This is a genomic window from Humibacillus xanthopallidus (assembly GCF_006717145.1).
In the GTDB taxonomy this organism is placed as follows: domain Bacteria; phylum Actinomycetota; class Actinomycetes; order Actinomycetales; family Dermatophilaceae; genus Humibacillus; species Humibacillus xanthopallidus.
The window spans coordinates 552,858-567,393 of record NZ_VFQF01000002.1 but is presented as its reverse complement, the minus strand read 5'-3'; the positions used below and the strand labels follow the sequence as shown (position 1 = coordinate 567,393).

The 14,536-nt window shown below is 71.1% G+C and carries 11 protein-coding genes; 6 read left to right on the top strand and 5 right to left on the bottom strand.

The window, feature by feature from the left end:
• Positions 1-56: 56 nt before the first annotated feature.
• Both pdhA and acsA read right to left on the bottom strand, forming a co-directional pair.
• On the bottom strand, positions 57-1,079 hold the full coding sequence (gene pdhA, locus FHX52_RS13440; RefSeq protein ID WP_221630599.1) for a pyruvate dehydrogenase (acetyl-transferring) E1 component subunit alpha: 1,023 nt from the start codon (positions 1,077-1,079) through the stop codon (positions 57-59).
• Positions 1,076-2,929 (bottom strand): acetate--CoA ligase, encoded by a 1,854-nt coding sequence (gene acsA, locus FHX52_RS13435; protein ID WP_141822805.1) that lies wholly within the window; start codon positions 2,927-2,929, stop codon positions 1,076-1,078. Before acsA ends, pdhA begins: the two co-directional genes overlap by 4 nt.
• Positions 2,930-3,060: 131 nt before the next feature.
• Between acsA and FHX52_RS13430 the strand changes: the two genes are divergently transcribed.
• Positions 3,061-3,528: an Hsp20/alpha crystallin family protein gene (locus tag FHX52_RS13430; RefSeq protein ID WP_141822803.1), complete on the top strand. Its 468-nt coding sequence runs from the start codon at positions 3,061-3,063 to the stop codon at positions 3,526-3,528.
• Between the two features lie 26 nt (positions 3,529-3,554).
• A complete protein-coding gene (locus FHX52_RS13425; protein WP_141822801.1) occupies positions 3,555-4,595 on the top strand; it encodes a zinc-dependent alcohol dehydrogenase family protein in 1,041 nt (346 codons plus the stop codon).
• Between the two features lie 191 nt (positions 4,596-4,786).
• Here FHX52_RS13425 and FHX52_RS13420 read toward each other — a convergent pair whose 3' ends face one another.
• Together FHX52_RS13420 and FHX52_RS13415 are read right to left on the bottom strand one after the other, a co-directional pair.
• Positions 4,787-5,287 carry a GNAT family N-acetyltransferase gene (locus FHX52_RS13420; RefSeq protein ID WP_141822799.1) on the bottom strand — a complete coding sequence of 167 codons (501 nt, stop codon included), beginning with the start codon at positions 5,285-5,287 and terminating at the stop codon, positions 4,787-4,789.
• A gap of 17 nt (positions 5,288-5,304) precedes the next feature.
• Positions 5,305-7,347: an NAD(+) synthase gene (locus FHX52_RS13415; protein ID WP_141822797.1), complete on the bottom strand. Its 2,043-nt coding sequence runs from the start codon at positions 7,345-7,347 to the stop codon at positions 5,305-5,307.
• 141 nt (positions 7,348-7,488) lie between these two features.
• Between FHX52_RS13415 and FHX52_RS13410 the strand changes: the two genes are divergently transcribed.
• Positions 7,489-7,926, top strand: a complete 438-nt coding sequence (locus tag FHX52_RS13410) for a pyridoxamine 5'-phosphate oxidase family protein (RefSeq protein ID WP_141822795.1) — start codon at positions 7,489-7,491, stop codon at positions 7,924-7,926.
• A 150-nt stretch (positions 7,927-8,076) separates the two neighbouring features.
• Here FHX52_RS13410 and FHX52_RS13405 read toward each other — a convergent pair whose 3' ends face one another.
• Positions 8,077-9,270, bottom strand: a complete 1,194-nt coding sequence (locus tag FHX52_RS13405) for a glycine C-acetyltransferase (RefSeq protein ID WP_141823692.1) — start codon at positions 9,268-9,270, stop codon at positions 8,077-8,079.
• Between the two features lie 205 nt (positions 9,271-9,475).
• Between FHX52_RS13405 and FHX52_RS13400 the strand changes: the two genes are divergently transcribed.
• The 3 genes from FHX52_RS13400 (at position 9,476) to FHX52_RS13390 (ending at position 14,526) form a co-directional block, all read left to right on the top strand.
• Positions 9,476-9,964 carry a pyridoxamine 5'-phosphate oxidase family protein gene (locus FHX52_RS13400; protein WP_141822793.1) on the top strand — a complete coding sequence of 163 codons (489 nt, stop codon included), beginning with the start codon at positions 9,476-9,478 and terminating at the stop codon, positions 9,962-9,964.
• 357 nt (positions 9,965-10,321) lie between these two features.
• Positions 10,322-11,146, top strand: coding sequence for a caspase family protein (locus FHX52_RS13395; RefSeq protein ID WP_141822791.1), 825 nt, complete (start codon positions 10,322-10,324; stop codon positions 11,144-11,146).
• A gap of 2 nt (positions 11,147-11,148) precedes the next feature.
• Positions 11,149-14,526, top strand: coding sequence for a CHAT domain-containing protein (locus FHX52_RS13390; protein ID WP_141822789.1), 3,378 nt, complete (start codon positions 11,149-11,151; stop codon positions 14,524-14,526).
• The last annotated feature ends 10 nt before the right edge of the window (positions 14,527-14,536 follow it).

Below are 14,536 nucleotides of genomic sequence, written 5' to 3'. Positions count from 1 at the left end.
GGCGGTCACGGCCTCCACCGCAGCGTCCTTCGCCACCGTCATCGTGCTCCGCCTGCTCATGTCGACCTCCCACCCGCCAGCAACGCCACACCATCCGCGGCCTCCGTCGTCACGTGTCGCAGCAGGTCCTCGACCGGCTCGAGCGGCGCGGCGTCCGCCGACTCCACCGCCGCCGCGATCTCCGCGTCCACCTCGGCCTCCACCCCGGCGCGCCAGCGCTCGACCTCGGCCGGAGTCATCAGCCCGTCACTGACGAGCTTCGCCTCGAGCGCCGGGATCGGGTCGGACTTCTTCCACGTCGCGATCTCGGACTTGTCGCGGTAGCGGTCCGGGTCATACATCGAGTGCGCGCGGAAGCGGTAGGTGCGCAGCTCGAGGAAGCACGGCTTGCCGCTGTCGCGGACGTACTCGAGCGCGCGGTCCGTCGCCTCGCGCACGGCGATGACGTCCATGCCGTCGACCGTCCACGCCACCATCCCGTATGCCGCCGCCCGCATCGCGAGGTCGGTGGACGCGTGCTCCCGCGCCAGTGCCGTGCCCATCGCGTAGCGGTTGTTCTCGCAGCAGAAGAGCACCGGCAGGTTCCACAGGGCCGCGAGGTTGGCGCTCTCGTGGAACTCGCCCTCGGCGAAGGCGCCGTCGCCGAAGAGGCACACCGTGACCGCACGGTCGTCGCTCAGGTGGTCGGCCAGCGCCAGCCCGACCGCGACGGGCATCCCGCCGGCGACGATCGCGTTGCCCCCGTAGAAGCGACGGCTCGCGTCGAAGAGGTGCATCGACCCACCACGCCCACCGCTGCACCCGGTCGCCTTGCCGAACATCTCGGCCATGATCGACGGCATCGGCACGCCTCGGGCGAGGGCGTGGCCGTGCTCGCGGTAGGTCGAGACCACGGCGTCGTCCTCGGACAGGGCGCCGACGACGCCCACCGCGACGGCCTCCTCGCCGATGCACAGGTGGAGGAAGCCGCGGATCTTCGTCGCGCTGTAGAGCTCGACGCACTTCTCCTCGAAGCGCCGGATCCGGATCATCTCGCGCAGGAGCCCGGTGAAGAGCTCGAGGAACAGCTCGCGTGTCATGACGGCCCCTCGTGCACGCCACTGCCCACCGGCTCGGGCGACGGCGTCTCGACCGTCGACAGGTCACCCTCGGGCAGGCCGAGCTCGCGGGCCTTGAGGAGCCGGCGCATGACCTTGCCGCTGCGGGTGTGCGGGAGTGCCTGGTCGAAGGCGATCTCGCGCGGCGCGACCGACCCGAGCCGGTGCCGGCCGAAGGCGATGAGCTCGCGGGCCAGCGCCGGTGTCGGCTCGTGGCCGACCTTCAGGGTGACGAACGCCTTGACGATCTCGCCCGCGAGCGGATCCGGCTTTCCGATGACCCCCACCTCGGCGACGGCGGGGTGCTCCATGAGGGCGCTCTCGACCTCGAAGGGGCCGATGAGGTGCCCGGCCGACTTGATGACGTCGTCGGCGCGCCCGATGAACCACACGTAGCCGTCGGCGTCGATGCGGGCGAGGTCGCCGCTGAGGTACCACCCGTCCGCGAAGGCCCTGGCATAGCGGTCGGGGTCGTCGAGGTAGGCCCGGAACATCGAGGGCCAGCCGGGCCGAAGCGCGAGCTCGCCGACCTCGTCGGCCCCGGTCAGCACCTGCACGCGCCCGTCGACGACGGCGGCCCGGCCGTCGGCGCCCTGGGCGAGCACCGCGACGTCGACCCCCGGGACCGGGCGTCCCATCGAGCCCGGGCGCACCGGCATACCGGGGAAGTTGCTCACCATGATGGCGCCGGTCTCCGTCTGCCACCACGTGTCGTGCACGGGCATCCCGAAGGCCTCGAGGCCCCACACGACGGCCTCGGGGTTGAGCGGCTCACCCACGCTGACGACGTGCCGCAGCGCAGGGAACGAGTACTCGTGGGCGAGGTCGGCGCCCGCCCGCATGAGCATCCGGAGCGCCGTCGGGGCGGTGTAGAAGACGGTGACGCGCTCGTCCTGGAGGATCCGGTACCACCGCCGCGCGTCGAAGTCGGCCGAGTCGGTGACGACGGTGACCCCGCAGCTCAGAGGGCCGAGGATGCCATAGGACGTGCCCGTGACCCAGCCGGGGTCGGCCGTGCACCAGTAGACGTCGCCCGGTCGCAGGTCGAGCGCGAACTCGGACGTGACGTGGTGGGCGAGGATCGCCTCGTGCACGTGCACGGCACCTTTCGGCTTGCCCGTCGTGCCGCTCGTGAAGTGGAGCAGGGCCGGGTCCGACGGCCACGTCGGGGCCACGACGTTCTCCCTCGGGTGGTACATCGCAGCCCCGCCCATGAGTAGGCGTGACCACGGCATCGTGCCCGCGGGGCACCCCCGCTCGTCGGAGTCGGTGATGATGACGTGCTCGAGGTCGGGCAGCTCGGCCCGGTGCGGCGCCACCTTGCGGGTGTAGGACAGGGTGTCGGTGACGAGCACCCGGGCGCGGCCGAGCGTGAGACGCTCGCGCACCGGCTCGGGGCCGAAGGCAGGGAAGAGCGGGCAGAAGACGCCGCCGACCTTGAGCGTGCCGAGCACGGTGAGGTAGAGCTCCGGAGAACGTGGCAGCAGCGTGCACACGACATCGTGCGGCAGCACGCCCAGCCGGCGCAGCGCGACGGCGGTGAGGTCGCTCTGGTGCTTGAGCTCCGCATAGGTCAGCTCGAAGGAGGGCCCGGACTTCTGCAGGAAGCGGATGGCGACGGCATCGGCGAGCGGACCGACGGCGTGCCGGTCGACCGCCTCGTGGGCCATGTTGAGCCGTCCGGCGCCGTCGATGTCGAGCCAGTGCCTCGCCCGCTCCCACGAGAACGTCCGCCGCTGGTGCCCGTAGTCGCCGATGAGCGGCGGACGCGCCGGGACGTGCTCGATGGGGCGTCGCTCGCCGACGCTGCGCTGAAGTGCCAAGTCCGCCATGAGACCACGATGCCGCGACCCGATCTCGCAGGGCAGGGACCAATGGCCCTGTTTGGCCGCAGTGGCGGGGCGTGCACTGGTGCTGTGCCGCTGAGGAGTCGCGGCACGTCTCAACGAGGAGGAGCTTCACCATGACCATCAACACCCCCGGCAAGGCCACCGAACGCCGGGACCGCTCCCACTGGGTCGAGCTGTCACCGTGGGCAGACCTTGCCCCGTGGGCCACGCGGATGCAGGACCTCATGGAGCAGATGTGGTCGCCGGCCATGGCCGCCAGCGACTTCGCTCCCGGCGGCGAGCTGCGCGAGACCGACGAGGCCTTCACGCTCGAGCTCGACCTGCCCGGCGTCGACAAGAAGGACATCACGATCGACTTCTCCGGCCGGCGCCTCAGCGTGCGCGGCACGAAGACGACCGAGAAGGAGGACAGCGGGACCCTGCGTCACACGACCCGGACGTCCGGCAGCTTCACCTACGAGGCGATCCTCCCGGTCCCCGTCGACGAGCTGTCCGTGACCGCGTCGCTCGCCGACGGCGTGCTCCTCGTGACGATGCCCAAGGCCGGCGAGGCCAAGACGACGCACGTCGAGATCAGCTGATCGACGTGGCCTCCAACGGATCCATCATGCACGCGATCGTCTACCACGGCCCCGGCCAGAAGGCCTGGGAGGAGGTGCCGAAGCCCATGATCGAGGACGACACCGACGCCATCGTCAAGGTCGACACCGTGACCATCTGCGGCACCGACCTGCACATCCTCAAGGGCGATGTCGCTGCCGTCACCGATGGGCGCATCCTCGGCCACGAGGCGGTCGGGACCGTGGAGAACGTCGGTTCGGGCGTCAAGAACGTCAAGGTCGGCGATCGCGTGCTCGTCTCCTGCATCACTGCGTGCGGTGCCTGCCGCTACTGCCGCGACGGCAGCTACGGCCAGTGCATCGGCGGGGGCGGGTGGATCCTCGGGCACAAGATCGACGGAACACAGGCGGAGTACGTGCGGGTCCCCTTCGCGGACACGTCGACGTATGCCGTCCCAGCAGGTGTGACTGATGAGGAAGTACTCATGCTCGCCGACATCGGGCCCACGGGCTACGAGGTCGGTGTGCTGAACGGCCGGGTCCGCCCCGGTGACGTCGTAGCGGTGGTGGGCGCCGGCCCGGTCGGGCTCTCCGCCATCATGGGTGCCAAGCTCTTCAGTCCGGCGCACGTCGTGGCCATCGACCTGGCCGATGCCCGACTCGAGGCGGCCAAGCAGTTCGGGGCCGACATCACAGTGAATCCCGCCCGCGAGGACGCCGTGGCAATCGTCCAGGGCCTCACCGAGGGTCTCGGCGCCGACGTCGCCATCGAGGCTGTCGGCGTGGCTCCGACGTTCGAGCAGTGCACCACGCTCGTCCGGCCGGGCGGGACGGTCGCCAACGTCGGCGTCCACGGCGGCCCGGCCACCCTGCACCTGGAGGATCTCTGGATCAAGAACGTCACGATCACGACGGGCCTCGTCGACACCTACTCGACGCCGACCCTGCTCCGGCTGCTCGCGACCCACCAGATCGACCTGGCCCGCTTCGTGACGCACCGCTTCGCGATGGCCGACTTCCTGGAGGCCTACGACACCTTCGCCGACGCGGCGCAGACCCGGGCCCTCAAGGTCGTCCTCACCGCCTGACCCACTCACAAGTCAGGAAACCCAATCGAAAGAGCAGTTCGTCGGCAGACCCGGGCCCTCACGGTCGGGCGCCCGCGCCGCCTCACAATCGAAAGAGCAGTTCGTCGGGGGAGGCCGCTCGCGGCCGAGCCCGACGAACTGCTCTTTCGATTGTCGTTGGGCGACGGAGTGCTCTCTCGATTGGTTTTGGGTCAGAGGTCGATGTGCATGATCCGTAGGCCGACGCGCTCGCCCGTGGGCAGCTCGTGGGCGCGCGGGACCGTGCCCACGACGGTGAAGCCGAGGCTCTCGTAGAGCTTCACGGCGCCGGTGTTCGTGGCGACGACGGCGTTGAACTGCATTGCGGCATAACCGGACTCGCGTGCCCAGTCGAGCGACTCGACGACGAGGGCGCGCCCGACACCACGGCCGCGCGCCCCGGCCGCAAACATGTAGCTCGCCGTCGCGACGTGCGACCCCGGGCCCGGCCGGTTGCGCCCCATCTTCGCCGTGCCGAGCACGAGCGGCCCTTCCGTCGCGACCGTCGTGCGCCCACCGGGGCCGTTCTCGAGCCAGAGCGGTCGCGCCTCGGCCTCGGTGAGGTCGGTCGGATAGGGGAACGTGTCGCCGGCCCGCACGACCTCCTCGATGAGCGGCCACACCTGCGGCCAGTCCTCGTCGACGTAGTCGCGGACCTCGAGCTTGTCTGCCATGACCTGGTCCTTGCCTCTCAGGCCTCGGGGACGTTGGCGTCGAGCTCGTCGAGCCATGTGGCACCCGCTGCATCGGACGGCATACGCCAGTCGCCGCGCGGCGAGAGCGAGCCGCCCGCGACGACCTTGGGCCCGTTGGGCAACGCGGAGCGCTTGAACTGGTTGCTGAAGTAGCGCCGCACGAAGACCTCCAGCCAGTGCCGGATCGTCGCGAGGTCGTATGCCGTCCGCTCCGACTCGGGGTAGCCCGCGGGCCAGTCCCCCGCCTCGCTGTCGCGCCAGGCGTGCCAGGCGAGGAAGGCGATCTTCGAGGGCCGGTAGCCGCGGCGCAGCACGTGGAAGAGCGTGAAGTCCTGCAGCGAGTAGGGCCCGATCTTCGCCTGCGTGCTCTGGGGCTTCTCGCCCTCCTTGGCCGGCACGAGCTCGGGTGTGATCTCGGTGTCGAGGATGGAGATGAGCGTCTCGCCGACGTGGTCCTCGAACTGCGCCGACGCGACGACCCAGCGGATGAGGTGCTGCATGAGGGTCTTCGGCACACCGGCATTGACGCCGTAGTGGCTCATCTGGTCGCCGACGCCGTAGGTGCACCAGCCGAGCGCGAGCTCCGACAGGTCGCCCGTGCCGAGCACGATGCCGCCGCGCTGGTTGGCGATGCGGAAGAGGTAGTCGGTGCGCAGCCCGGCCTGGACGTTCTCGAAGGTCACGTCGTAGACCTCCTCGCCGCGCCCGAACGGGTGGCCCATCGCCTCGAGCATCTGGGTCGCCGCGGGGCGGATGTCGAGCTCCTCCCACGTCACGTCGAGCGACTCCATGAGCGCGATCGCGTTGCCCTTGGTGTGGTCGCTCGTCGCGAAGCCGGGCATCGTGAAGGCGAGGATGTCGCTGCGGGGCCGGTCCAGCCGGTCCATCGCCTTGGCCGCCACGATGAGCGCGTGGGTGCTGTCGAGGCCGCCGCTGACGCCGATGACGATCTTCGGCGCGCCGATCGCCTTGAGCCGCTGCTCGAGCCCCGAGACCTGGATGTTGTAGGCCTCGTAGCAGTCGAGGGCGAGCCGGGCCTCGTCGTCGGGGACGAACGGGAAGCGGTCGACCTTGCGCAGCAGGCCGATGTCGTCGGTCGGCGGGTCGAGCTCGAGCTCGACCCGGCGGAAGTCGCCCACGCGAGCCGCCAGCGTGCGCCGGTTGTCGTCGAAGGTGCCCTGCCGCTGGCGCTCCTGCCGCAGCAGGTCGAGGTCGATGTCGGTGACCGAGGCGCGGGGCCCCTCCGGGAAGCGTTCGCTCTCGGCGAGGAGCGCCCCGTTCTCGTAGACCATCGTCATGCCGTCCCACGAGAGGTCGGTCGAGCTCTCACCCTCGCCTGCTGCGGCATACAGGTAGGCGGCGAGGCAGCGGGCCGATGCGCTGCGCGCGAGAAGGTGGCGGTCCTCGGCGCGGGCGACGGTGATGGGCGAGCCGGAGATGTTGGCGAGGACGGTGGCGCCCGCGAGCGCCGCCTCGTGGCTCGGCGGCACCGGCACCCACATGTCCTCGCACACCTCGACGTGCACGACGAAGCCGGGCACGTCGGTGGCACGGAAGAGCAGGTCGGGGCCGAAGGGCACCCGGTCGCCGGCGACCTCGATGCTCTGGCCGCGCTGGTCGTCGCCGGGCGCGAAGTGGCGCCGCTCGTAGAACTCGCGGTACGTCGGCAGGTAGGACTTCGGTGCGACGCCGATGACGGCGCCGTCGTGGATGACGACAGCGCAGTTGTAGAGCCGCGAGCCGCGCTCGATCGGTGCCCCGACGACGACGACGGGGCGCAACCCGGCGGTGGCCTCGGCGACTCGCGCGATGGCGTCGTCGACCGCGTCGAGAAGGGGGTCCTGGAGCAGGAGGTCGTCGATGGCATACCCCGACAGCCCCAGCTCGGGGAAGATCGCGAGCGCCACGCCGTCCTCGTGCAGCTCGCGCACCTGGGCGATGACGGCGTCGGCGTTGCGCTCCGGGTCGGCGACAGTCACGGGCAGCGTGCAGGCCGCGACGCGGGCGAAGCCCTGGGCGTAGGAGCTGTAGAAGTCCATGGCCACAGTCAAGCGCACGCGGGGTGTGACCGGAGACTCCCCGAGTCCGGCCGCCGCGAACGGGCTATTCTCACTACCATTCGTAGTAGCCAGGCGGACCCGCCCGACCACGACGGGAAGCTATCGCGAAAGGCGGCCACCATGTCCTCCAACGACACCAACCCCGTACACGAGCTCCACCCTGAAGAGTGCTGGGAGTTCCTGCGCAGCCACGAGTTCGGCCGCCTCGGCTACCACCTCGCCGACGAGGTGCACATCGTGCCGATCAACTACGCCGTCAAGGACGACCGGCTCTTCTTCCTGACCGCCGAGGGCAGCAAGCTGCTCGGTGTCACGATGAACGCCGACGTCGCCTTCGAGGTCGACGAGGTCGTCGACGAGCACGCGACCAGCGTCGTCGTGCGCGGTCGCGCCCACCACCTCGAGGGGTCCGCCGCGTGGATCATCGACCAGCTGCCGCTGCGGCCCTGGGTCGACACCGAGAAGTACATCGTCGTCGAGATCAAGGGTGACGAGATCACCGGCCGCCGCTTCGACCTCCACCGGCCGTGGCTGCACGCCCGGGTCGACACCGCCTGACCGATCTCGTCCGACTCCAGCCGTCTGGGCATGCCCCACAAGGGTATGCGTCCAGTGCCGGGCCGAGGGGGAGCACACCATGCTCCGGCCGCGCGGGCTCCGTTCGTGGGAGCCCGCGCACACCCTTGCCCGGCGAGGCTGCGAGCGGCGTCAGCCGACCGCGTCGCGAGCCGCGACGAACGCAGCCACGCACTCGCGCACGTCGTCCTCGGAGTGCGCCGCCGAGAGCTGCACCCGGATGCGCGCCTTTCCGCGCGGCACGACCGGGAAGCTGAAGGCGATGACGTAGACCCCGTTGCCGAGCATGTGGTCGGCGATCTGGGCAGCGCGGCGGGCGCCGTCGTCACCGGGGAACATCACCGGGCGGATCGGGTGGGTGCCGGGCAGGAGGTCGAAGCCGGCCTCAGTCATGAGCGAGTGGAAGAGGGCGGTGTTGGCCTTGAGCGCCTCGCGCTTCTCGGCGGAGGAGGCGACGAGCTCGAGCGCCGCCAGCGAGCCCGCCACGACGGCCGGCGCCACGGAGTTGGAGAAGAGGTAGGGCCGCGAGCGCTGCCGCAGCAGGTCGACGATCTCCTGGTGGCTCGACACGTAGCCGCCGGAGGCGCCGCCGAGGGCCTTGCCGAGCGTGCCGGTGAGGATGTCGACGCGGTCCATGACGCCGAAGAGCTCGGGCGTGCCGCGGCCGCCGTCGCCGACGAAGCCCACCGCGTGCGAGTCGTCGACGAAGACGAGCGCACCGAACTCGTCTGCGAGGTCGCAGATCTCGTCGAGCGGCGCATACGACCCGTCCATCGAGAAGACGCCGTCGGTGACGACGACGGTGCGTTGCGCGCCGGCCGCGCGGGCGGCCTCGAGCTGGGCGCGCAGGTCGGCCATGTCGGCGTTCTTGTAGCGGTAGCGCATCGCCTTGGACAGGCGCACGCCGTCGATGATCGAGGCGTGGTTGAGCTCGTCGCTGATGATGGCGTCCTCGGCCCCGAAGAGCACCTCGAAGACACCGCCGTTCGCGTCGAAGCACGAGGAGTAGAGGATCGTCGCCTCGGTGCCGAGGAAGTCGCTGATGCGCGACTCGAGACGGGTGTGCTGGGTCTGCGTGCCGCAGATGAAGCGCACCGACGCCATCCCGAAGCCCCAGTCGTCGAGCGCCTGCTTGGCTGCCTCGACGACGGTCGGGTCGTCGGCCAGGCCGAGGTAGTTGTTGGCGCAGAAGTTGAGCGCCTCCGCCTTGAGCGTCGTCACGTGCGCCGCCTGCGGAGAGGTGAGCTCGCGCTCGCGCTTGTAGAGCCCGGCCTCCTCGATCTCGCGCAGGGTCTCGGCGATCGCGTCCTTGACTGAGCCGTACATCGGTGTCCTTCGCAGGTCGGCGGGGTGGGCGACACCGCAAGGGTATGCCGCCCGGTGCGCTCCCCGGGCCGCCCGCGCCACGTGCGTCGCCCCCGCCACCGCCTCGACCGCTGCTGCCGCCGGGGTTGCTCGAACCGACACCGCCAGAGCACGGACGGGAGCACTCTGGGAGGAGCCCTCGGGGGACGCACGAGAGGAGTCAGTCATGACCAGCCACCAGGGCGACCTCGCCCTCCTGCAGGAACCCGTCGCCCAGCGACTGCTGCAGTCGAAGGTCCCAGCGCGTCTCGCCTACGTGTGGACCGACGGCACCCCGAGAGTGGTGCCCATCGGATTCCACTGGAACGGGTCGGAGGTCGTCTTCGGCACGCCGCCCGACGCACCGAAGCTGAAGGCGCTCCACGACGGCGACTCGGTCGCCGTGTCGATCGACACCGACGAGATGCCCTACCAGGTGCTCCAGATCCGCGGGCGCGTCCGGGTCGACACGGTCGACGGCGTCGCCCCGGAGTATGCGGCGATGGCGCGTCGCACGATGGGCGAGGAGGCCGGCAACGAGTGGGTCACCAACCTCGGGGCCATGTCCAGTCGCATGAGCCGGGTCTTCCTCACGCCGGAGTGGGTCGCCCTCCTCGACTTCCAGACCCGCTTCCCGAGCGCCCTCGAGCGAGCGATGGAGAAGGCGGCCGGCTGAGGAGGAGGCCTACGAAGTGCTCTCTCGATTGGGGCAGAGGGCGACCGGAGCCCTTCCAAGTATCGAGAGAGCAGTCCGTCGGTGGAAGTGACCCGACGAGCTGCTCTCTCGATTGCGGGGGTGGGCCGACGAACTGCTCTCTCGATTGGGACGCCGACGAACTGCTCTCTCGATTGCGGGGGGGCGACCCGACGGAGTGCTCCTTCGATGTGGCCTGGGCGGTGGGTTTCCGTGAGTACGCCGTGAGGTTGGGCGAACCCGCTGTATCACCCTGACGAGCGGAGAACACTGGTGAGAAGGGGCCGCCGCGCGGATCCGCACGGCACTCGGGGCACAGGCTGGTCGAAGGAGTGCACCATGGCGAAGCGAGCGCTGCTCATCGGCGTCAACGAGTACGCCATCCCCGGCGCGAACCTGCGCGGGTGCGTCAACGACGTGCACAACGTCGCCGGGGCCCTCACCGACCTCTACGGCTTCGCGCCCACGGACATCACCATGCTGGTCGACGAGGACGCCACGAAGGCCGCGATGACGCAGGGCATCGCCGACCTCGTCGACAAGGCAGGCCCCGGAGACGTGCTCTACCTGCACTACTCCGGCCACGGCTCCAACGTGCCCGACACCAGCGGCGACGAGGTCACCGACCACCGTGACGAGATCCTCTGCCCCCACGACCTCGACTGGAACGACCCGCTGACCGACGACTGGCTGCGGAGCACCTTCGACCGGCTGAACCCCGCGGTGTCCCTCACCGTGGTCATGGACTGCTGCCACTCCGGCAGCAACACCCGGGAGCCACACCTGCCGGGCGCCCCTGAGCCGGAGGTGGTCTCGCGCTTCCTGCCCAACCCCGACGACGAGGCCGCCGGCGGCGAGTTCACCGGGACGCCCAGACGGCGCAGTCGGCGGGACTCCGGCAACGTCCACGACGTCGACATCACGGAGACCCTCGTCAGCGGCTGTCGCGACGACCAGACGTCGGCCGACGCCCACATCAACGGCGACTACAGCGGGGCCCTCACCTACTACCTCGTGCGGTCGATGCGTGACGAGCCCGGCGCGACGTACCGGCGCCTCCACGAGAAGACGCTGGCGGGGCTGCACAACGCCTACGAGCAGGTGCCCCAGCTCGAGGGACGGGCCGCCCGCTTCGACCAGGTCTTCCTCTCACCACTCACCTGACGATGTCGACGCCTACGGTCAGTCCCCCGCCGGTCGAGCCGACGCCCACGGATCTCACCCCCACCGAGCCGACGGCGACCGAGCCCGTCCCCGCCGACCCTGTCCCCGCCGAGCCCGCTCTCGACGCCGAGGCCGCGCCCCGCGTCGACGAGCCTGCCGCCGGCGCCGCCACCAGCCCGATGGTCGCACCGGCAACCAGACGGGTCACCCCGCCAGTCACCGCACCCGCCACGCCCCCTGCACCCCCCACACCATCGCCCCTCGCCACAGCCGCACCGGCACCCGCGGCACCTGCGGCACCCGTAGCAGCCGTAGCAGCCGCGGCTCCGGCCGAGCCGGACGACGGCCAGGACCCGGATCGGCTGCCCACGACAGTGCGGGTCTCGCACGGCGACCTGCGCTTCGCCCGGCACCACGTCCTCGTCGGGCACTATCCCGGCGGCACCCTCATCGGCGCCGAGGCCGCCCTGGACGACCTGCTCGACGGGCGCCTCTCTCGCGCAGCGCTGCTCGGCATCTACCCCGGCCCGCTCGAGACCTGCCAGATCTTCACCGACCCGGAGGAGTGGACGCGTCCGCCCGGAGCCATCGTCGCGGGCATGGGCCCTGTCGGCACGCTGAGCGCCGCCTCGCTCGCCCGAGCGGTCGCCCACGCGGCGCTCACCTCGGCCCTCGCCAACCTCACCGTCGGCGCCTCGGCCCCCCGCGCCGAGGTGAAGCAGCTCCAGCTCAGCAGCCTGCTCATCGGCACCGGTCCAGGCGGGCTGCCCGTGCGCGACAGCGTGCAGGCCCTGCTCACCGGCATCCAGCGTGCCAACGACCGGTTGGCAGACGCCGACCTCGCCGTGCACATCGCCGAGCTCGAGATCGTCGAGCTGTGGCAGGACCGGGCCCTGCAGGCCGTCGGCGCCGTGGGGTCGTCGCTGACGAGCGGCGAGCTGGCTGACTCCTTCTCCGCCGACCTGCGACTGGAGGAACGGCCCGGTCGACAGCGCCGGCTCGTCTTCGAGCAGCCGACGGGCTGGTGGCAACAGGTGCGCGTGCGCACCGAGGACGACGGTGGGCTGACGTTCGAGGCCGCCGTCCGCCGCGCCGGGGCGCCCACGCGCACCGTGCCGACCCAGCGCGCCCTCGTCGACCGGCTCGTCGAGTCGCTGGTGGACTCCCCCTCCCCGGACAGCTCCGCATCGCGCACCCTCTTCGAGCTGCTCTTCCCCAACGAGCTCAAGGCGCAGGCTCCCGACACCGACAACCTCGTGCTCGTCGTCGACCAGGGCTCGGCGCACTACCCGTGGGAGCTGCTCGACGACCAGGCGGTCGAGGAGGACCGGGTGCCGCTCGGGGTGCGCCGCGGCCTCGTGCGCCAGCTCGAGGGCTCCTCGATGCGCAGCCACGTCTTGTCCGCGACAGGCGACCGTGCACTCGTCATCGGTGACACCGCGAGCGGTCTCACCGCCCTGCCGGCCGCCCAGAAGGAAGCGAAGGACGTCGGAGCCGCCTTGCGCGACAGTGGGTTCCGCGCGGAGCCGCTCATCGCGGAGAGCGGCACCAAGGTCATCCAGTCGCTCTTCGACTCCGCCTACCGCGTCGTGCACCTCGCCGGGCACGGGGTCTACGACTGGCCGCTGGGCGACGGCACGGACGCCAGGGTGACAGGCATGGTGCTCGGCAACGGGATGTACCTCACGGCCGGCGAGATCGGCCAGATGCGTCAGGTGCCCGAGCTCGTCGTCGTCAACTGCTGCCACCTCGGCGCCATGGGCGCCCCGGCGCCCGCATCGCCGGGCGCAGCCGGCACAGCCGGCCCAGTGCCCGGCCGAACCTCGGGCAACTTCCACCGCCTGGCGGCGAGCGTCGCCACCGAGCTCATCGACATCGGCGTGCGCGCCGTCGTGGCCTGCGGCTGGGCCGTCGACGACAGGGCCGCCTCCACCTTCGCGACGACCTTCTACGCCAAGATGCTCGCGGGGCTCACCTTCGGCGAGGCGATCGCCGCCGCCCGCTGGCAGACCTGGTCGGACCACCAGTCGGTCAACACGTGGGGTGCCTACCAGTGCTACGGCGACCCGGAGTACCGCCTCGCACCAGACGCGGTCGTGCACCGCGACAGCAGTGCACGGCTGCGGCCGGCCACACCCGAGCAGGCCCGGGTCGAGATCGAGAACCTCAGCCAGTCCGTGGACATCGCCCGCAACTCGAAGGTCGGTCTCCAGCGCCTGCAGCAGCTCTACGACGCGCTCCCGGAGGACGACCGCGACGACGACGCCCTCCAGGTGCTGCTCGCCCGCACCTACACGAAGTTCGGCGATGCCCGGCACGCCACGGAGCACTTCCAGCGAACGCTCGACCGCGGCGGGATGGCCCTCACCGTGCGCGACTTCGAGGTGTGGATCGACCAGATGGTGCGCCTCGCCGCGACGACCATCGCCCAGGCCACCGCGGTCGGCCCGACAGCGACCGGCCCGACGCCGGCCGCGCCGACCTTGACCGGCCCGACCGGCGGCACCGACACCTCCGGCGCCACAGCCAGGCCTGCGGCGGCGGCCGCACAGGTGCCGTCCCGAACGGACGTCGACCAGGCCGTCACCTCGATCGAGAGGGCGATCGCGCGCCTCGAGCAGCTGCTCGAGGACCCCGCGTCGCTCTTCCTCGGCACGCAGACCCCCTCGCCTGCACCCACGCCTCCCACCGTCCTCCCCTCGGAAGACGGCGCGGCGCCGTTCCGGGTGCCGGCCGGCGCGAGCGTCGACCGGCTCTGGAGGGTCGCGAGCGCCTACAAGCTGCTGGCCCTCGTCACCTGCCCCGAGCGGCCCGGGTCGAGCTCGCGCACGGGCGACTGGTCGCGGACGCAGGATGCGCTGACCCGCATGGCCCAGTGGTTCGACGCGAGCCGCGCGGCGACCGGCGCCGCCGACCGCCGTCGCCTCGGCGCCCTGTCGAACTGGCTCGCCGCCGAGCTCGCGCTTCGCTGGCGCCCCGTTCCGGGCCGCGACCTGTTGCCCAAGGACACCGCCCGCACGCTCATCCGGCAGTCCCTCGCCGCCGCCCGCGAGGAGGCGCACATCTCACGCACCTTCTGGACCGTCGCCGTCTATGCGGACCTCACGATGCTCGACGCCCTCTGGGGGCCGCGGGCCACCGATGACGAGGCGCAGCAGGCGCTGGCGATCTATCGCCGCGCGAGCGAGATCGGCAGCGAGGAGCAGCTCCAGCAGGTGCGCGACCAGGTCGACTTCCTCATGGCGATGGCGGGCACCGAAGCCCGCGGGCGAGCGCGCTTCCTGCGCACCGTCCACGACGGGCTCGTCGCGATCGACGCCGAGCTCGAGCAGGCCCCCGCCGACGACCACGACGCAGCGGCAGCCGACGACGACTCCTGACGCAGGCGTC

Bases quoted from the DNA above. Each gene is read 5' to 3' on its own strand.
- pdhA (WP_221630599.1), bottom strand. From the start codon at position 1,079: ATGACACGCGAGCTGTTCCTCGAGCTCTTCACCGGGCTCCTGCGCGAG.
- acsA (WP_141822805.1), bottom strand. From the start codon at position 2,929: ATGGCGGACTTGGCACTTCAGCGCAGCGTCGGCGAGCGACGCCCCATC.
- FHX52_RS13430 (WP_141822803.1), top strand. From the start codon at position 3,061: ATGACCATCAACACCCCCGGCAAGGCCACCGAACGCCGGGACCGCTCC.
- FHX52_RS13425 (WP_141822801.1), top strand. From the start codon at position 3,555: ATGCACGCGATCGTCTACCACGGCCCCGGCCAGAAGGCCTGGGAGGAG.
- FHX52_RS13420 (WP_141822799.1), bottom strand. From the start codon at position 5,287: ATGGCAGACAAGCTCGAGGTCCGCGACTACGTCGACGAGGACTGGCCG.
- FHX52_RS13415 (WP_141822797.1), bottom strand. From the start codon at position 7,347: ATGGACTTCTACAGCTCCTACGCCCAGGGCTTCGCCCGCGTCGCGGCC.
- FHX52_RS13410 (WP_141822795.1), top strand. From the start codon at position 7,489: ATGTCCTCCAACGACACCAACCCCGTACACGAGCTCCACCCTGAAGAG.
- FHX52_RS13405 (WP_141823692.1), bottom strand. From the start codon at position 9,270: ATGTACGGCTCAGTCAAGGACGCGATCGCCGAGACCCTGCGCGAGATC.
- FHX52_RS13400 (WP_141822793.1), top strand. From the start codon at position 9,476: ATGACCAGCCACCAGGGCGACCTCGCCCTCCTGCAGGAACCCGTCGCC.
- FHX52_RS13395 (WP_141822791.1), top strand. From the start codon at position 10,322: ATGGCGAAGCGAGCGCTGCTCATCGGCGTCAACGAGTACGCCATCCCC.
- FHX52_RS13390 (WP_141822789.1), top strand. From the start codon at position 11,149: ATGTCGACGCCTACGGTCAGTCCCCCGCCGGTCGAGCCGACGCCCACG.